An 18,001-nucleotide genomic window follows, 5' to 3' on the forward strand; every position below is an offset into this window, starting at 1 on the left:
ATAGCCATCTGCTTATGAGGAAAAATAACAAAAAAAGTTATTTTTCCTATCAAAAGGCATAAAAGCTGCGCCGGCTGAAAAGTTACTGATCAAACGCATCCGGGTAGGCAAACAGCGCCGGAGCACCGCCAGTGTGCAGAAAGATCAGCGGGCCGTCGTTGAAGCGTTGACGGCCAATGCCATCCAGCAAGCCGGACATGGCCTTGCCGGTATAAACCGGGTCCAGCAACAGCCCTTCGTGGCTGGCCACCAGCTTGATCGCCGCCAGCGTACCGGCGTTCGGTTCGCCATAACGCGGAGCGAAATATTCGTCCCACAGTTCAACCTTGAAGTGCTCCGGCAGGGCGATATCCAGTAATTCTGCCGTACGCTCGGCCAAGCCCTGCACTTTGGGCAGTTGTGCTTCTTCACTGCGCGAAACGGTCACGCCGATAACCGGCAATTGCGGCAACTCGTGAGCCAGTGCCAACGCCAGGCCGCTGTGGGTGCCCGCGCTGCCGGAGGCCAGAACAACCGCCGCAAAGTCGATGCCGGTCTGCTTGATCTGCTCAGCCAGTTCCAGCCCGGCGCGAACATAACCCAGCGCACCGACCGGGCTTGAGCCACCGATGGGTACCAGATAAGGCTTCTTGCCGCTGGAGCGCAGACGCGCAGCCAGCGCGTGCAGTTGTTCGTCGGCGTTGTCGAGGTTTTCGACCAGCTCGACCTTGGCATCGAACAGCTCCAGCAGCAGGCGATTGCCGTTTTTCAGGTAACTCGGGTCTTCAGTGCCGATGGGGTTTTCCAGCAGCGCCACGCAGCCAAAGCCCAGGCGCGCCGCCAGGGCAGCAGTCTGGCGAACATGGTTGGACTGGATAGCGCCCGCAGTGATCAGCGTGTCGGCACCTTGGGCCAGCGCGTCTGCGGCGAGGTATTCAAGTTTGCGAACCTTGTTGCCGCCCAGCGCCAGGGTGGTGGTGTCATCACGCTTGATGTAGATATCGCGATCTGCCCAGATCGACAGGCGCTCAAGCTTTTCCAGAGCCGTCGGCGCGCTGATCAAGTCCAGGCGATTGAAACGGGCAAGCTGATTTTTGATCATGGTGGTCGGTAAGCCGCGTAGAGAGTCACCGGACTATAGGCAGACGTTTCCCGCACGGCAACTTATCTGTGCTCACTGCTCTGTTGGCGTATTCCTACAGAAATTGTTGTTTTTTTCGTCTGAATGTTTGCCGTAGAGTGGCAACAGCAGCGGCCAGCACTGTCGGTCGCCACCCTTCACATCAAGGAGAGTCAAGCGTGAGCGATATTCCAGAAGCATCCGCCGACGGCAGTTCCAGCCACTGGCAGTTGCAGCGGATCGTCAGCCAGTTGCGCGGCGCGCGTGAAGACTGGCGGGCGCGCAACCGTCGGGTAAGCGGCGAGCACGGCGGGCGCGAACTGCCTTCGCGTGCAGCCATGGGCGAAATTCTTGAAGCGCTGAGCGGGGCGTTGTTCCCGATGCGGCTTGGCCCGGTGGACCTGCGTGAAGAAAGCGAAGATTTTTACGTGGGGCATACGCTGGATGTGGCACTCAATGCGCTGCTGGCCCAGGCCCGCCTGGAGCTGCGCTACGTCGCCCATCAGCAGGGCGGTGACCTGAAGAGCATCGATGCACGAGCGCTCGAGCTGATTCAGGGTTTCGCCATGGCCCTGCCGGGTATTCGTCTGTTACTGGACACTGACGTGCTGGCCGCCTACCACGGCGACCCGGCCGCACGCAGCGTCGATGAAGTGCTGCTGTGCTACCCCGGCATTCTGGCGGTGATCCACCATCGTCTGGCGCACCATTTGTATCGCGCCGGTTTGCCATTGCTGGCGCGCATCAGCTCGGAGATCGCCCATTCGGCGACCGGTATCGACATTCATCCGGGCGCGCAGATCGGCCCGAGCTTCTTTATCGACCATGGAACAGGCGTAGTAATTGGCGAAACCGCGATCATCGGCGAGCGGGTGCGGATCTATCAGGCCGTGACCCTGGGCGCCAAGCGCTTCCCGTCGGACGAGGACGGCCAGTTGCAGAAAGGCCATGCACGGCATCCAATCGTTGAAGACGACGTGGTGATCTACGCGGGTGCGACCATTCTGGGGCGCATCACCATTGGTAAGGGCTCGACCATCGGCGGCAATGTCTGGCTGACCCGCAGCGTACCGGCGGGCTGCAACCTGACCCAGGCCAATTTGCTGCAACAGGATGATTGCAGCAAGAAGTGAGATCGCTCCGTTATCAGATCACCTTCACTGCCCGGCCGATGAACTGGATCGGCCCGGTAGGCTTGCCTATTGGCGAACCGGTGGATTTCTCCAGGGTCAGTTCGAACAGCTGATTGGGTTGCAGAGGCGGCAGTTTGTCCAGCGGAACATGCAGGCTCTGACCCGGCTTGACCAGCCCGAGTGAGACCGGGCCTTGCCAGTCGTCACCCTTGGTCCAGAACTCCAGCGCCTTGTCGTTCGGAACCTCGAACACGCCAAGCGGAATAAGCTGGATTTCCTGCGAGTTGCTGGCTTGCACAACCCAGCCGGGAGCCTTGTCCTGCTGCCCGACCAATACCACGAGGTAGGACGGTTGCGCCGGCGCGCGGGTCAGCAACGTCATGCCCAGCACCAGCGACGCCGCTAATCCGGCACCCGCCAGCCCCCGCCAGACCGACAGGTTGTCCCACCAGCGCACTCGCTGTCTGTGCAGCGCTTTGGCGGGTGCTGCCAGCTCCAGCAAGTTACGTTCGATGCGATCCCACAGGCCGGGCGATGGCGTAACCGGTTCGGCCAACTCTGTCAGGGGCAGCAGGCGCTGTTCCCAGGCATCGATGGCCGCCTGCAGATCAGGCTCGTGGGGCAGGCGACGCTGTACGTCGAGCCTTTCCTGTGCCGACAGGGTGCCGAGCACATACTCGCCCGCCAGGTCATGAATGTTGTCGTCTAAAGGCCGGTTCATCCCATGCACTCCCGCAAAGCCGTCAGGCTGCGCTTGATCCAGGCTTTGACCGTACCCAATGGCGCGCCAATCTTCTGCGCGATTTCCTGATACGAATAGCCGTCTACGTAAGCGTGAAAGATACAGTTTCGGCGTACCGGCTCGAGTTGCTCCATGCATGAAGTCAATCCGTCCTGGATTGACCCGCCAATCGAAAGCATCCCCGGTTTCCTGCCAGCCTTCCAGGGTTGCCTGTTCGTGATGATCGTCGCTGCCGTCATCCTCGACACGTACCTCGCGCGCCGTGTTGCGCAGCGTGTTCAGCGCAAGATGCCGGGTCACGCTGAATATCCAGCCACGCGCCGAACCGCGCGCCGCGTCGAAGCTGGCCGCGTGGCTCCAGATTTTCAGGAATGCGTCATGCACGATGTCTTCAGCCAGCGCCTGGTCACGCACCAGCCGCTGAGCGACGCCGAGCAGCCGCGCGCTTTCCTGTTGATAAAGACGCTGCAAGGCCTGCTTGTCACCGCGCGCGCAGGCCTGCAACGTTGCTTCGTAATCAAAGAGAGATTCGTGCGAGGACAAGATGATCCGCCATCGAAGGAAGACTACTGCCTCGCTGACATCACGAGGCTCCCGTGCAGCAGCATAGCCTACTGTTGCACGGTCACCTGATTAAGCGCATTGATCAGCTGGCGGTCCAGAACAGGTAATCGGCCTGATACTTGACCACTTCCTTCGCGCCCTTGTTGCTCTCTGCACAGGCTTTGGCCGGGGCTACGCCGCCTTTCAAGGCCACGCGCTGAATGTAAGTGACGCCCGTCATTGCGCCCTTGCCTTCAGCCGGGTTGGCCTTGACCAGTTGGTACGGCAGGTTGCCTGCGCTCGACGGGGCCACAGCAACCTGAGTACCGGTCAGTTTCGAGCCGTCTTTGGCTTCCCAGGTGGCCGGTGGGCCGTAGTAGGTGCCGACCTGTTTGCCGCTCTTGTCATTGAGCACGGCCTTGGGACCGACGAATGCCCACTCCATCTCGTTGGGCATGTTGGCTTTGGCGCGGCACTCGTAAGTGATCTCGCCGACCCCGGTGGTGGTCATTCTGACTTTGTTGCCGGCCGGTACCCTGACGCTTTCGGGCAGGTCAGTCTGAGCCATGGCAATGGATGACAGGCAAGTGAAAGCCAGGGTGCTACCAGCAAGGCAGAGCAAGCGTTTTGCGTTCATGCAGAAATCTCCAGATTGTTTAACCGCGCTCAGCAACTCGAAGTGGCTGCTGAATGTACTACCCGCGAGAAACCCATCCGGATGCAGTGATTTGAAAATATTTTTTCAGTGCCGGCTGAAACGGGTGCGCAGCAGCAAAATACCGGCAATTGCCGCGAGGCCCGAGCCGATCAGCACGCCGACTTTTACTTCATCGATCAGGTGCTGCGAACCAGGAAACGCCAGGTTGCCGATGAACAGGCTCATGGTAAAACCGATGCCGCACAGAATAGCGACGCCGTATAACTGCACCCAATTGCTGTTTTCCGGCAATGTCGCCAGCCCGGCACGAATCGCCAGCACTGCGGCAAGGAACACTCCGATCTGCTTGCCGACGAACAGGCCCAATGCGACACCCATAGGCACCGGGTCGATCAGGTTTGCCAGGGTGATGCCGGAAAGCGATACACCCGCATTGGCAAAGCCGAAGATCGGCACCACAGCGAACGCCACCCAGTAATGCATTTTTTCTTCAAGAAACAGCAGCGGCGAGCGTGCTTCCTCCTCGGGCTTGCCCATCGGGATGCACAGCGCCAGCGCCACGCCGGCCAGCGTGGCGTGTACGCCCGATTGCAGGACGAAGAACCATAGCAGTGCGCCGAGCAGCAAATAGGGCAGCAGGCGGCGGACGTTCAGGCGATTCAGCGCGATCAGTACGGCGAGGGTCGCGAATGCGGCGGCCAGCATCGGCAGGTTAAGCCCCGAGCTGTAGAAAAACGCGATGATGGTTACAGCACCCAAGTCATCGAGAATCGCCAGCGCGGCCAGAAAGACTTTCAGCGAGGTCGGCACCCGATTGCCCAGCAGCGACAGCACGCCGAGGGCGAAGGCGATGTCGGTGGCCGCTGGAATCGCCCAGCCGCTGAGGGTTTGCGGGTTGCCCCAGTTAATCGCGATGTAGATCAGCGCAGGCACCAGCATGCCGCCCGCCGCTGCAAAGCCGGGCAGGGCGCGTTGTCCCCAGGTTGCCAGGCCGCCGGCCAGCACTTCGCGCTTGATCTCCAGGCCGACCATCAGAAAAAAGATGGCCATCAGCCCGTCGTTGATCCACAGCTCCACCGACAGGCCCAGCCAGACGCTGTGCAGAATCGAGAAGTAGCTCGCTGAGAGAGAAGAGTTGGCGACGATAAGGGCGGCCAGCGCCGCCGCCATCAAGACGATGCCGCCTGCTGATTCGGAGGCGAGGAAACGGCTGAGGACGGCAACGCCTCTGGGCGTTTCCCGGTTGGAAACTTGAGTCATGGTCATCCTTGAGTGCAAGGCTATTTTTGTTATGAGGTGCCAGGAATGCGTCTACAGGCCCGAGGCGGTGAGTTCGATCAGGCAGCAACGACTGGCGCGAGGTGATTGCAGTTCGATTTCCAGCAAACCGCCAGAATTATCCACTTGAGCGCAATCAAGTTTACCGAGAATTTCCCACGGCTGGCCGTTCACGCTTATCGCTACTTGCTCGGCCATGCTGAACAGCACAAAGGTGCCAGCTGAACTGAACAGCCGTTGCGGATGACGCACGTCTATCCAGTGCAGGCGTGCCGTGTAACGATGAGGAGCATAGATCAGATTGAAGTCGCGAATCGGCCCGTCCAGCAGTGTGCAACTGACTTCACTGTCGCCGCTGAACGCAAACGGGTCCGATGGTAGCAACGGGCGGCTGGACACACCGTCCACGTCCAGCGTCATGCCCGCGCCCTGCAAGACGGTGATGATGCGTTGATAACCGGCGAACACCGAGAAGCCGCCCGAGGTTTCAATGTCGGCGATCGACAGCCGCCAGCCGAAACCGTCGAGGTCCTGGCCTGCATCGCGAGCGATTTCTTCAGTGCTGCCACCGCCGTTTTTCCACGGCATGCGCGGGTAGTCGACGGCACGCAGGAGGTGAGTCTGGCTCATTTGGTAAAGCGTCCTTCCAGGCGATGGCGGGAGCCGGGGTGGATCAGGCGCGCAGCGGTGACGGGCTGGCGGCCTGACCAGGTACGGCGACGAATCAGCAGGCAGGGCTCTCCGGCATCGATCTGCAACAACGTGCATTCATCGGCTTCGGCGAGGATCGCCTCGACCACATGCTCGCCTTCGGTGAGCGGTGCAACCTGCGACAGATAGGCATAAGGCGTCTGTAGGGTGAAGTCCTGCCTGAGGTAGTCCGGGGCGACCTGGGCGTTCACGAAGCGGTCTTCGATCTGCACCGGAATGTCGTTCTCGTAGTGCACGATCAGTGAATGGAACACCCGCTGGCCTTCGCGCATGTCCAGCGCCAGCGCGCGCTCCGAGCCTGCGGCTTCTTCCTTTAGCACCATGACCTTGCAGGTATGGCGATGGCCGCGCGCGGCGATCTCGTCCGCAATGTTATGCACTTCGAACAGCGCCGACTGGCTTTTGGGTTCGGCGACAAAAGTGCCAACACCCTGCATGCGCACCAGCAAACCTTCAACGGTCAGCTCACGCAGGGCGCGGTTGATGGTCATTCGGCTGAAACCCAGTTGCGTCACCAGCTCGCTTTCCGACGGTACGCGATGGTGCGGCGGCCAGGTGCCATTCTGGATCTGCAGGGCGATCATGTGTTTGACGCGGGCGTACAAGGGTGCGGGACTTTCGCCCATCTGGGCTGCCAGGGAAGAAGAGGCGGGCGGAGTCGACACGTGTGAGTCCTTGTTTTCAAAATGACGTTTTGACGATGATTCAGACGCCTGAGAGCGCCACGCTAACCATTAACCTGCTGCTCGGCAAGCGTGCCGAAGGTTTACCGGTCGCTTAAACGTCTGTATATGTATATACAAATTACAGTGATGAGGTGTGAAGTCAATGTCAGCCTTCTTTGCCGAGCGCGCGTTACTCCCCGACGGCTGGGCCAACAATGTGCGTCTGGAGGTCAGCCAGGAAGGCGTTTTGACCCGCATCGAGGCCAATGCGGATCGGCAGGGTGCCGAAATCGTCAGTGGCCCGTTGCTGCCTGGCATGCCGAACCTGCACTCTCATGCGTTTCAGCGGGCGATGGCCGGGCTGGCGGAAGTGGCGGGCAACCCCAACGATAGTTTCTGGACCTGGCGCGACCTCATGTATCGCCTGGTAGGGCGCATCAGTCCGCAGCAACTGAGCGTTATCGCTCGCCAGCTGTACATCGAAATGCTCAAGGGCGGTTACACCTCGGTTGCCGAATTTCATTACGTGCATCAGGACCTGGACGGCAAACCCTATGCAGATCCTGCCGAACTGGCCGTGCAGATCAGTCAGGCGGCAAGTTCGGTCGGCATCGGCCTGACCCTGCTGCCGGTGCTTTACAGCCACTCGGGGTTTGGCGGGCAGGCACCCAACGAAGGGCAGCGGCGGTTTATCCACAGCACTGACAGCTATCTGGATTTGCAGGCTCGTCTACGCCCGCTTCTTGCGGCTCAGCCCACGCAGCAGTTGGGGCTGTGCTTCCACTCGCTGCGTGCGGTGACGCCACAGCAAATCAGTGAAGTGCTTACGGCCAGCGACCAGCAGTGCCCTGTGCATATTCATATTGCCGAACAGCAGAAGGAAGTCGATGACTGCCTGAGCTGGAGCGGTCGGCGTCCGCTGCAATGGCTGTATGAAAATGCCCCTGTGGATAACCGCTGGTGCTTGGTGCATGCGACCCTCGCCGAGGCAGATGAGGTGCAACTGATGGCGCAGAGTGGCGCGGTGGCCGGGTTATGCCTGACCACCGAGGCCAATCTGGGCGACGGTATCTTTCCGGCGGTGGACTACATTGCCCAGGGTGGCCGGTGGGGAATTGGCTCGGACAGTCACGTTTCGCTCAGCGTGGTTGAGGAATTGCGCTGGCTGGAGTATGGCCAGCGTCTGCGCGATCAGCGCCGTAACCGGCTGTATCGCAGTGATCAGCCGATGGTTGGTCGCACCTTGTACGACGCCGCGCTCGCGGGTGGCGCGCAGGCGTTGGGGCAGCAGGTTGGTGCACTGCAAGTGGGACAACGCGCTGACTGGCTGGTGCTGGATGGCAACGACCCGTACATCGCCACGGCCTCGGGCGACGCCATCCTCAACCGCTGGTTGTTCGCTGGCAGCGACCGACAGATTCGCGACGTGGCAGTGAATGGACGCTGGGTCATACGCGAAGGGCGACACGCCGCAGAAGAACAAAGCAACCGCGAGTTCGCGCAGGTGTTGAGGGAATTGCTCGGCTGATGCAAGAGAGGACGCACAGCGTCCAGAACGGCATGCCCACGCAGAGCATGGGCACGATAGTGTTCTTACGGACGCCTAGCGTTCTTCACTTTCCAGCCACGCTTATCGTTCCTCACGCTCCAGCGTGGAAATGCCGTGGGTGACGCTCCGCGTCACAAATCTACGCCGCGCCGCCCATCGAAAATCGGACGCGGAGCGTCCAGAAAGGCATTCCGACGCGGAGCATGGGCACGATAGTGTTCTTGCGGACGCTTGGCGTTCCTCACTTTCCAGGCACGACGCTTATCGTTCCTCACGCTCCAGCGTGGGAATGCTGTGGGTGACGCTCCGCGTCACAAATCTGCGCCGCGCCGCCCATCGAAAATCGGACGCGGAGCGTCCAGAAAGGCATGCGACGCAGAGCGTCGCACGATGATCAAGCGTGAGCACAATAAGTGGAGTCCGCTTACTTCTCGCCCTTGCCGATCTTCGAATCATCTTCGCGCCAGATCAGGCGGGAGGTGTCGTAGCCTTGTTGGCGAGCCTTGCTCAGCATGTTTTCCTTGACCGATGCAGACACTGTCGGCGTGCGCGACAGCAGCCACAGGTATTTGCGGTCCGGGTTGGCGACCACGGCGGTCCGGTAGCCTTCGCTGACGTCCAGAATCCAGTAGTCACCTTTGGCAACGCCCGGCAGCAGGCGTGAGAACCAGTTATCGAACACCACCCACAGCTTGTCGGTCTTGCCCGGCACTTGCGGCGAAGCGGTGCCTTTGGCTTCTTCCCACTTGCCCTCGATAGTGCGGCAGCGGTTGGTCACAGCGATGTTGCCGTCGTCCTTGAGCGCGTAAAGCGCCTCGGACTGGGCGCATTTGCGCTGGAAAAACATTGGCAGGCGGGCGATCTCGTACCAGGTGCCCTGATATTGCTTGAGGTCGACGCTGTCGACTGTCCTTGGCTCGAGGTTGTCAGCCGAGTGGGCAAAACCGATGGCCAGAAAGCTGGCCATGACAAAAATTCCGAAACGTACCAGTACCTTGATCATGTTTTATTTCAGACCCTGACCCGAGAACAGCACAACCTTGTCTGCCGCATACTGCACGCTGATAAAGGTGTTCTGGTCACCCCATGTGCAACTGGACATGCCCAGTGCGCCGGAGCATTCCGTCGGGCTGCCCAGCAAGGATTCGACCTGTGCCTTGGGCATGCCAGCTGAAATTTTCGAGTAGTTTTCCTGGGTGATCTTGCTGCAGGCAGCCAGAAATACGCAGAACGAGAGTAAAGCGACAGTGCGCAAGGACATGGGTGTAGCTCCTGAACGGAAGGGGGTCGCGTCGCAGTGCAAGCGGAGGCAGGCTGGCGCAGTACCGCAAGCTTAGAAGAGAAAAAGGGAATCTGGTTCCCGGACGGCGCAAGGATTTATGCCGTAGATCAGATGGTTGGCCCGCAGGCCTGTGCCGAACGCAGCATTGAATGTTCGTTTGCCTGTCGCCAAGTGGTGATTCAGACGGGCCGAATCACCACTGGCGCACAGCAAGCCTTCTTACTCTTTGTGATACGCAGTAGCGCGCTCGACTTCTTCTTTCGAACCCAGGTAAACCGCTACGCGCTGGTGCAGGCCTTCCGGCTGAATGTCGAGAATGCGCTGATGACCGTCGGTGGACGCGCCGCCAGCCTGCTCGACCAGGAAGGACATCGGGTTGGCTTCATACATCAGACGCAGTTTGCCCGGTTTGGAAGGCTCGCGGCTGTCGCGCGGGTACATGAACAGACCGCCACGGGTGAGGATACGGTGCACGTCGGCCACCATCGCAGCGACCCAGCGCATGTTGTAGTTCTTTTTCAACGGGCCTTCTTCGCCGGCCAGCAACTCGTTCACGTAGCGCTGTACCGGGGCTTCCCAGTGGCGCTGGTTGGACATGTTGATCGCGAATTCCTGGGTGGACTCCGGGATTTTGATGTCTTCGTGAGTGAGCACGAAGCTGCCCATTTCGCGGTCCAAGGTGAAGCCTTTCACGCCGTCACCCAGGGTCAGCACCAGCATGGTCTGCGGGCCGTAGATGGCGTAACCGGCGGCGACCTGTTCGGTGCCCGGCTGCAGGAAGGCCTTTTCATTCAGCGCTTCGTTCTGGCTGAGGTATTCGTTCGGGCAACGCAGTACCGAAAAGATGGTGCCGACCGGAGCGTTGATGTCGATGTTCGACGAGCCATCCAGCGGGTCGAAAACCAGCAGGTACGCGCCCTTCGGGTATTTGCCCGGGATCTGGTAGGCGTTGTCCATTTCTTCGGACGCCATGCCGGCCAGGTGACCGCCCCATTCGTTTGCCTCAAGCAGGATCTCGTTGGAGATCACATCGAGCTTTTTCTGCACTTCGCCCTGAACGTTTTCGGTGCCCATGCTGCCAAGTACGCCGCCCAGCGCGCCTTTGGAGACGGCGTGGCTGATTTCCTTGCATGCGCGCGCCACAACTTCGATCAGGAAGCGCAGATCGGCAGGGGTGTTGTTGCTGCGAGTCTGCTCAATCAAGTAACGACTTAGTGTAACGCGGGACATGGATAGCTCCGAAAATAGGGGGTATGAAAACCCGCGCAGTTTAACGCGAGTGGCGACGTAATACTGCTATCAGACTGGCTTATGACTGTTTCAGTTCAGATGTCGGGCAAAGCGCACCCGACAGCCTGTGTGTTTCAGCGTTTTGATGCGCGCAGGGTGCTGAACGCCATCCAGCCCAGAAACAGCACCCCGAGCAGCAGAACAGCCCAAAGCCCGAGGCGTTTGAAGTCCATGCTCTGCGGCACCGCTATCGGCGCAGCTGCCATGTTGGCAACAGATGCCGTAGCGGGTTCCGCTGTCCCGAGCGAGGCCAGTTTTTCCGGACTCAAGTCGGGGATCAGGGTGGCCAGCGACAGGTTCGCCGCCTTGACGTTCGGGTTGCCGATGGCCAGCGTGAAGGGCCCTTCACCGCGTGCCAGGAATACGATTTCCGTGGCAGGCACGGCCACGCTCAACTGCGGCGCTTCACTGCCCAGCCCGCCGCCGCGATCATCCACCACCAGTTTTAGCTGTTGAACGATGCGTCCGGACAATTGCAGCTGGTCCTGCAAGATATCGCTGTTGTTCTGCGATAACCGGTACAACAGGCCACTGCTGATCGGCTGCCAAGGCTGTTTCGCGTCCATCCGACCGTAAAGCGTCGCCGGTGCGAGGCTGTTTGGCTGGGCAATGTCGACCTTGACGCGCCCAACCGGCAAGCCGCTCGGCAGTTGCCAGACATATTCGTTGGGGCTTTCGACGACGCCCTTGACCGGTGGCGACCAGGTCAGCGGCGGGGTCGGGCTTTCAGTGCTGGCGCTGAGCAGGTGGGCGGAGATCAACAGGGGGGCGCTGTGCGGGGCGCGCCACAACAGACGCAGGTAGCGGGCGCTCTGGCCGGGCAGGCCGACTTCACGTTGCTCAATCACTTCGTCGGCAAATGACAGCCGGGCAACCTGCCCTTCGCCCCAGTTGCGCCAGTGCTGCAGGTCATCGCTGGCTTCGATGCTGAAATTCTGGAAACCTTCACGCTCGGTGCTCCAGTCGATCACCAGCTGCTCCAGTGGCGCCTTGATCGCGCTGGTGTCCAGCAACCAGCCGCGCAGCACTTCTTCACCAGCCTCGATATCGCTTTGCGGCTGGACCTCGATCACGCTGCCGTTGCTTGAGCGCTCGATACGGATGACCGGCGCGGCATCGCCTGCTTCCTGCGTGCTGTACAGAGCAAACCATTTGACCGGGATCGGCGTGGGTTCCTGCTCGCGTGCAGGCTGTCGCGGCGTGATCGAATAAGCCTGCGGCTGGCCTTCGGCATTGAACACGCGCACATCACCCAGGTCGCCCTGCCGGGCATTCAACTGGACGGCAAGCGGTAACTCGATGCGATACCAAGGCCCGTCGCCGCTAAGGCTCAGTGGGGGCTGGCTGGCAAAGTCCGTCGGCTTGTCCTGGGCGACGGCGGTTACCGCCGTGCACAAGGCCAGGCCAAGCACGGCGATCTTCATGGCGGGATGACTCAAGAACGTTTTCCTCATAGCTTATCCGGCGCGGCGGTCGGGCCTGGGCCGGGTTCTTCGCCGACCTCTCTGGCAGAGTGTTTCGGCGGCAATGGTGCGAAATATCCCACCACCAGTAGCAGAATGCCAACACCGATGAACGAGACGATTCGCTCCATGCCGCCACGGTTGCTCAGCTCGACGAAGAACAGCTTGATCACCACCACGCCGATCAATGCTGCGCCGCCCAGCCAGAGCTCGCGGTTGCTGCGCATATGACCGCCGATCATCAGGGCCAGTGCCATCAGCGTCCAGACTATCGATAACCCGGCCTGAACGCGCATCGACTCAAGCAGCGCCTCGGTGTGCCACGGCACTTGAGCCCAATGATGGGCCGTGCGCATGACCATTGCCGTGACGAGTGCAAACAGTGAAGCGCCTGCCACCAGCAAGGCAACATTGCGAGGGCGTGTGAGGTACTTGCGTATCCACAGGCATACCCCGGCCAGAGCGAGCAGCAGGCCGATTTCCAGCGGGTTGAGCAGCGGGATATAGGGCAGCGGTTCCGCCGCACCGTCGCTGAACGTGTTCGCCAGCCAGAACCACGCCAGCATCAATGCCGCCAGTGGTGCCGCGGCCCCGACATGGTAGGCCTCGGGGCAAGCCTTCACCGGCCATGGCCACTGACGCTCTGAGCTCATCGCCAGCAGGAACAGGCTGGGCAGAATCGCCCAGCCCAGCCAGCGCCAGGCGTTGTAAGACTCGGACAGCTGCAGCAGGCCGAAACGCAATTCCAGTGCCAGTACGCTGATGATCAGCAGGCAGCCTGTGGTGTGAGCGATACGTTGCGCGAGGATCGGCAGCGTGTCTGCCAGATAGTGCAAGGTCAGCAGATGCACGGCGAACACGGCTGCCCAGGCCAGCCAGCCCCAGTTCGCGGCCGGGTGGTAATGCTCACTCAGCGAGCCCAGTAACAGAAGGGCGCTGACTGGGGTGAGTACGCTGCACAATACGGCGAGGTCTGGCCAGTGCAAACGCAGGGCCAGCACTGCCCAGATAGCTACGCTGAGCGCAGCCGCGATCAACAGCAGTGGCGTCTGCACGCTCTTCGGTGCGTACAGTTGCACGACGCTGATCAATGAAGCCGCCCACCAGATCGCGCCCCATATCGTCAGTACCGTTCTGGCGATTTTCTGATCGATGATCATCAGGGTGTTGAGGCGGAACACGCTCCAGGCGCTGATCAGGGCCGCGATGGCCAGAATCATCGGTGTCCAGTAGTCGCCAGCCCAGCTGGAATTGTCTGAATCACTGATCAGCATTGCGCTGGCACACACCTGCAACACCAGGCCGAAAACCTGTGCCAGCTTGCGGTGCTGGCGCAGGCCCAGCCAGAAAACCGCTGCGCCTTCCACGGCCCACGCGCAGGTCGTCCATTGCGAACCGAGGCCCAACGGGATGGCCAGGGTGGCAAACACCACGCCCAGCGCCAGGCAGGTTTCCATCAACAAAACGGTTCGGCCGTTCGCACGTGCCGCCAGCCAGCGTGCGAGCCCCATATAGATCAGGCCCAGCGCGAGCGCGCTGAACGCGGCACCGAACTCAAGGTGTTCGACCAGCGCGTATTGCAGGCCGAACCCGACGATCGGCGTGCCAAACAGCAGTGTGCCGTCGACGTAATCACCCTGACGTGCCGACCAGCGCAGCAGCGCTTCGCGACTGGCCTCCGGTGGCGCGTCAGTGAGTTCCAGCAGCTTGCGACGCGCATACAGCAGACCGATGGCCAGGTACATCACAAAGAACAGAATCAGAAAGGGCTCGGTGCTCCAGAACAGCTCTGGGGTGTAAGCCCGTATGCCCCAGGCGAAACCGATGCCGAACGTGCCGAAGAAGCCGATCAGGTTGAGAATGCGCCAGGCCTTGAACCAGGCGATGGCAATGATGCCCGCGTTGAGCAGGGCAAAGTAACTGAACAGCGAGATGTGGCTGCCTTGCCCGGTGGAAGCAAGCAGTGGTGCTGCGAATCCACCCAGCGCACCGGCGCAGGCCAGGGCCAGAGCATTCTGTGTCAGCGCCAGAATGGCCGAGAAAGCGGTGATTGCTACCAGCAGCACAAAGCCCGCTGCCGGATCGAGCAGGGTGTGCAATTTCATCGCCGCAAAGACGGTCAGGTACAGCACGCCTACGCCTGCGCCTTGCAACATCAGCGCGTAAGGACCGTTGCGCAAACGCAGCCACCAACCCAGACCTAGCAGGGCCAGCGCACTGGCTGCAACACCGGCGTAGCGCGCTTCAATTGGTACGACCATGCCTTCGGTGGCGTAGCGCAACAGAAAGGCCAGCCCGAGAAACAGCACCACTACGCCCACGCGCAGTACCGTATTGCCGCCCAGCAGCCAGTCTTTTGCGCGATTGATGGCGCTGTCCAGCAGATTGGGCTGAGCGGCCTTTGAAGGCTGGCGGATCTCGGTGGCGGGTTCGACAGGTCTTGCTGCCTGCGGCTCTTCGTCCGGGAGGTCCCAGATCAGCTCGGGGCCGCCAATGGGTGTCTCGATAATGACCGCATCCACTGGGAGCGGTGCGGCGTCCTGCGCAGGTGGCACGCCGGGTGCGGACTGACGCTCGAGCGCGTTCAGGCGCTGTTGAACGGCGTCGAGGGATTGGCGGGTTGCGAGCAGTTGTTGCAGTTGGTCGGCAGATTGCCTGCCAAGCAGGCGCATGCGAATGCCTGCCCAGACGGCCCAGCCCATGACTGCGCCGATCAGCGCACCTGCCCACTCGTCATAGCTCAGCGCGTAGCCCAGCGCTGCACCGCCCACCACCAGACAAATCCAAAGCACGCGACGACATCCTTTTCGATGTGTGAAGGTTCATCGAGCGCAGTATATAGGGGCGGGCGGACATCGTTTGTAATGTTTTATACCGGGGGCACCAGAGTCTCTGCAGGACTGAGACAGATCCTTGTGGCGCTTGTGGGAGTGAGCTTGCTCACGAAGGCGTCGTTTCGAGCGCCTTCTTTGCGGAGACCTTAATGGCCTCTTCGCGAGCAAGCTCGCTCCCACTGGGGTTGTGAGTTTTTTCAGGTTTTGACGTTAGTCCAGCGCCTTCCAGATGTCGCCGGCGTACTCGCGAATAGTCCGGTCCGAAGAGAACCAGCCCATGCGTGCGGTGTTGAGCACCGCCGAGCGCCACCATTCCTTGGAATCGTGCCAGCGTTCCTCGACTTTGGCCTGTGCTGCCCAGTACGAATCGAAGTCGGCACAGACCAGGAAGCGGTCATAATCCAGCAGCTGATCGATCAGTCCCACGTAACGGTTCGGATCATCCGGCGAGAACACGCCACCACGAATCGCTTGCAGTACATCGTTCAAACGCCCCGATGCCGCCACGTCTCCATGTGCGTTGAATTCGCCTGCGCGCTTGCGGGCTTCGACCTGTTGCGAGGACATGCCGAAGATGAACATGTGCTCCAGCCCGACCTGCTCGCTCATTTCCACGTTGGCACCGTCCAGCGTGCCGATGGTCAGTGCGCCGTTGAGGCCGAACTTCATGTTACTGGTCCCTGAAGCTTCCAGGCCTGCCGTGGAAATCTGCTCGGACAGGTCGGCTGCCGGGATGATGCTCTCCGCCAGACTGACGTTGTAGTTGGGCATGAACACCACTTTCAGCAGGCCACGCACCGTCGGGTCGTTGTTCACGGTCCGCGCGATATCGTTGGTCAGCTTGATAATCAGCTTGGCCGAGTTATAACTGGCCGCGGCCTTGCCAGCGAAGATCTTCACCCGCGGAACCCAGTCTGTGCCTGGCTCGGCACGAATCGCCTGATACAGCGCGACGGTGTGGAACAGGTTCAGCAACTGGCGTTTGTATTCGTGAATCCGTTTGACCTGGACGTCGAACATCGCAGCAGGATTGACGGCAATACCCAAGCGTTCATGAATGATCGCTGCCAGTGCGCGCTTGCTGTGCAGGCGTTGGTCGGCCATCTGCTTGCGGAACGAAGACTTATCGGCGAACGGCTCAAGCTCTTTGAGGCGAGTCTCGGCATTATCCAGAACGTCCTCACCCAGCGCTTCGATGAGCATTTCGGTCAGCTTCGGGTTGGCTTGGAACAGCCAGCGGCGGAAGGTGATGCCGTTGGTCTTGTTGTTGATCCGCTCCGGATAGATCTTGTGCAGCTCGGCAAACACGGTCTTGCGCATCAGTTGGGTATGCAGCGCCGAAACGCCGTTGACGCTGTGCGAGCCGAGGAACGCCAGGTTGCCCATGCGTACCCGACGACCATTGTCTTCTTCGATCAGCGATACCGCACGCAGCACGTTGACGTCGTCGACGCCTTTGGCGCGCAGTGTGTCGATGTGTTGTGCGTTGATCAGGTAGATGATCTGCATGTGGCGCGGCAGCATCCGCTCCATCAGGCCGACCGACCAGGTCTCCAGCGCTTCCGGCAGCAGCGTATGGTTGGTGTAGCCAAGGGTGCCGACGGTGATTTTCCAGGCGGTGTCCCACGGGATGTTGTGGTTGTCGATCAACTGACGCATCAGCTCGGCCACTGCAATGGACGGGTGCGTGTCGTTCATCTGAATCGCTGCATGGTCTGGCAGATCGGTCAGCGTGGCGTGCTGGTTCAGATGGCGGCGCAGCAAATCCTGCAGCGATGCGGAAACAAAGAAGTATTCCTGGCGCAGGCGCAGTTCCTGGCCCGCTTCGGTTGCATCGTTCGGGTACAGCACGCGGGAAATACTTTCGGCGCGCACTACTTCGGCGACGGCGCCAAAGTGGTCGCCCGCGTTGAAACGTTCCAGATGCAGGTCTTCCACCGCACGGGCGCGCCACAAACGCAGGGTGTTGACGCTTTTCCCGCGCCAGCCGACCACAGGGGTGTCGTAAGCAATGGCCCGAACGGTTTCGCCCGGACGCCAGACCTGACGCGAGTCGCCCGCTTCGGTCACCACAGTGTCGACGCTGCCACTGAAACCGATGGAGTAAACCACCTCAGGACGCTCGAATTCCCACGGGTTGCCGAAGTCCAGCCAGTTTTCGGTCTGTTCCTGCTGCCAGCCGTCGACGATGCCCTGACGAAACAGCCCGTGCTCGTAACGAATCCCATAACCGTGCCCGGCAATGCCCAGGGTCGACATGCTTTCCATGAAGCACGCTGCCAGACGACCCAGGCCGCCGTTGCCCAGCGCAGCATCCGGTTCAAGCAAGCGGATACGTTCGATATCCACACCCAGCTCGGTCAATACTTCGCGAGCCACTTCCAGCAGGCCGAGGTTGCTCAGGCTGTCGTAGAGCAGTCGGCCAATGAGGAATTCCAGAGACAGGTAGTAAACGCGCTTCTGGACCTTGCGATAAATCTGCCGCGTGTGGTCCATCCAGTGTTCGACCATGTGGTCGCGGGCGGCAAGGGCAACAGCTTCAAACCAGTCATGCTCAAACGCATGGTCGGGGTCCTTGCCCACCGAATAGGTGAGTTTGGCGAGCACAGCGGCGCGGAAAGCAGCCACATCAGCGTCACGAACAAGTGGTTCCTGAGACATCGGTACAACCTCAAGTAGTCTGACGAATGGAAAACGGGATTCTTAGACTGTAGGCGTGTCGTCAGTTATTTCCTGAAAATAGTAGAAATAATT

14 protein-coding genes and 1 pseudogene are annotated in these 18,001 nt (G+C 60.5%); 2 read left to right on the top strand and 13 right to left on the bottom strand.

What is annotated here, in order from left to right; translation table 11 throughout:
- Positions 1-82 precede the first annotated feature (82 nt).
- Positions 83-1,081, bottom strand: coding sequence for a D-cysteine desulfhydrase (locus tag FFH21_RS01535; protein ID WP_011167442.1), 999 nt, complete (start codon positions 1,079-1,081; stop codon positions 83-85).
- Positions 1,082-1,278: 197 nt separating this feature from the next.
- On the opposite strand from FFH21_RS01535, the gene epsC reads away from it, so the two are divergent.
- Positions 1,279-2,232, top strand: a complete 954-nt coding sequence (gene epsC, locus FFH21_RS01540) for a serine O-acetyltransferase EpsC (protein ID WP_002551607.1) — start codon at positions 1,279-1,281, stop codon at positions 2,230-2,232.
- Between the two features lie 13 nt (positions 2,233-2,245).
- On the opposite strand, the gene FFH21_RS01545 is transcribed toward epsC, so the two are convergent.
- The 6 genes and pseudogenes from FFH21_RS01545 to hutC form a co-directional block, all read right to left on the bottom strand.
- Entirely contained in the window at positions 2,246-2,953 is a 708-nt protein-coding gene (locus FFH21_RS01545) for an anti-sigma factor domain-containing protein (protein WP_004654169.1), read from the bottom strand.
- Positions 2,950-3,517 (bottom strand): annotated as a pseudogene (locus tag FFH21_RS01550) (sigma-70 family RNA polymerase sigma factor). The gene FFH21_RS01545 and the pseudogene FFH21_RS01550 overlap by 4 nt, the downstream one beginning before the upstream one ends.
- A gap of 103 nt (positions 3,518-3,620) precedes the next feature.
- On the bottom strand, positions 3,621-4,154 hold the full coding sequence (locus FFH21_RS01555; RefSeq protein ID WP_011167444.1) for a DUF3455 domain-containing protein: 534 nt from the start codon (positions 4,152-4,154) through the stop codon (positions 3,621-3,623).
- Positions 4,155-4,259: 105 nt separating this feature from the next.
- A complete protein-coding gene (gene nhaA / locus FFH21_RS01560; RefSeq protein WP_011167445.1) occupies positions 4,260-5,435 on the bottom strand; it encodes a Na+/H+ antiporter NhaA in 1,176 nt (391 codons plus the stop codon).
- A gap of 51 nt (positions 5,436-5,486) precedes the next feature.
- Positions 5,487-6,083, bottom strand: a complete 597-nt coding sequence (locus FFH21_RS01565; protein ID WP_004654178.1) for a HutD family protein — start codon at positions 6,081-6,083, stop codon at positions 5,487-5,489.
- Positions 6,080-6,790, bottom strand: coding sequence for a histidine utilization repressor (gene hutC, locus FFH21_RS01570; protein WP_161796169.1), 711 nt, complete (start codon positions 6,788-6,790; stop codon positions 6,080-6,082). Before hutC ends, FFH21_RS01565 begins: the two co-directional genes overlap by 4 nt.
- A gap of 202 nt (positions 6,791-6,992) precedes the next feature.
- Here hutC and FFH21_RS01575 point away from each other — a divergent pair, with 202 nt between their 5' ends.
- A complete protein-coding gene (locus FFH21_RS01575; RefSeq protein WP_011167446.1) occupies positions 6,993-8,357 on the top strand; it encodes a formimidoylglutamate deiminase in 1,365 nt (454 codons plus the stop codon).
- 445 nt (positions 8,358-8,802) lie between these two features.
- Here the strand turns inward: FFH21_RS01575 and FFH21_RS01585 are convergent, their stop codons facing one another.
- The 6 genes from FFH21_RS01585 to FFH21_RS01610 form a co-directional block, all read right to left on the bottom strand.
- Positions 8,803-9,381, bottom strand: a complete 579-nt coding sequence (locus FFH21_RS01585; protein WP_011167447.1) for a lipocalin family protein — start codon at positions 9,379-9,381, stop codon at positions 8,803-8,805.
- A 3-nt stretch (positions 9,382-9,384) separates the two neighbouring features.
- Positions 9,385-9,639, bottom strand: a complete 255-nt coding sequence (bamE, locus tag FFH21_RS01590) for an outer membrane protein assembly factor BamE (RefSeq protein ID WP_002551616.1) — start codon at positions 9,637-9,639, stop codon at positions 9,385-9,387.
- Between the two features lie 240 nt (positions 9,640-9,879).
- Positions 9,880-10,890: a class 1 fructose-bisphosphatase gene (locus FFH21_RS01595; RefSeq protein WP_004666507.1), complete on the bottom strand. Its 1,011-nt coding sequence runs from the start codon at positions 10,888-10,890 to the stop codon at positions 9,880-9,882.
- Between the two features lie 134 nt (positions 10,891-11,024).
- The gene (locus FFH21_RS01600) at positions 11,025-12,374 is read right to left on the bottom strand and encodes a DUF3999 domain-containing protein (RefSeq protein ID WP_041924398.1); all 1,350 of its coding nucleotides are present in this window, start codon (positions 12,372-12,374) and stop codon (positions 11,025-11,027) included.
- Positions 12,375-12,400: 26 nt separating this feature from the next.
- On the bottom strand, positions 12,401-15,205 hold the full coding sequence (locus FFH21_RS01605; protein ID WP_041924399.1) for a DUF2339 domain-containing protein: 2,805 nt from the start codon (positions 15,203-15,205) through the stop codon (positions 12,401-12,403).
- 252 nt (positions 15,206-15,457) lie between these two features.
- Complete coding sequence (locus tag FFH21_RS01610; protein WP_054073169.1) at positions 15,458-17,908, bottom strand: glycogen/starch/alpha-glucan phosphorylase; 2,451 nt, start codon at positions 17,906-17,908, stop codon at positions 15,458-15,460.
- Positions 17,909-18,001 lie beyond the last annotated feature (93 nt).

It is taken from the genome of Pseudomonas sp. KBS0707 (assembly GCF_005937945.2).
GTDB classification, from domain to species: Bacteria; Pseudomonadota; Gammaproteobacteria; order Pseudomonadales; family Pseudomonadaceae; genus Aquipseudomonas; species Aquipseudomonas amygdali.

Coding starts and splice junctions, on each gene's coding strand:
- FFH21_RS01610 (WP_054073169.1), bottom strand. CDS start 17,908: ATGTCTCAGGAACCACTTGTTCGTGACGCTGATGTGGCTGCTTTCCGC.
- FFH21_RS01545 (WP_004654169.1), bottom strand. CDS start 2,953: ATGAACCGGCCTTTAGACGACAACATTCATGACCTGGCGGGCGAGTAT.
- FFH21_RS01600 (WP_041924398.1), bottom strand. CDS start 12,374: ATGAAGATCGCCGTGCTTGGCCTGGCCTTGTGCACGGCGGTAACCGCC.
- FFH21_RS01595 (WP_004666507.1), bottom strand. CDS start 10,890: ATGTCCCGCGTTACACTAAGTCGTTACTTGATTGAGCAGACTCGCAGC.
- nhaA (WP_011167445.1), bottom strand. CDS start 5,435: ATGACTCAAGTTTCCAACCGGGAAACGCCCAGAGGCGTTGCCGTCCTC.
- hutC (WP_161796169.1), bottom strand. CDS start 6,790: ATGGGCGAAAGTCCCGCACCCTTGTACGCCCGCGTCAAACACATGATC.
- FFH21_RS01535 (WP_011167442.1), bottom strand. CDS start 1,081: ATGATCAAAAATCAGCTTGCCCGTTTCAATCGCCTGGACTTGATCAGC.
- FFH21_RS01575 (WP_011167446.1), top strand. CDS start 6,993: ATGTCAGCCTTCTTTGCCGAGCGCGCGTTACTCCCCGACGGCTGGGCC.
- FFH21_RS01565 (WP_004654178.1), bottom strand. CDS start 6,083: ATGAGCCAGACTCACCTCCTGCGTGCCGTCGACTACCCGCGCATGCCG.
- FFH21_RS01555 (WP_011167444.1), bottom strand. CDS start 4,154: ATGAACGCAAAACGCTTGCTCTGCCTTGCTGGTAGCACCCTGGCTTTC.
- FFH21_RS01585 (WP_011167447.1), bottom strand. CDS start 9,381: ATGATCAAGGTACTGGTACGTTTCGGAATTTTTGTCATGGCCAGCTTT.
- bamE (WP_002551616.1), bottom strand. CDS start 9,639: ATGTCCTTGCGCACTGTCGCTTTACTCTCGTTCTGCGTATTTCTGGCT.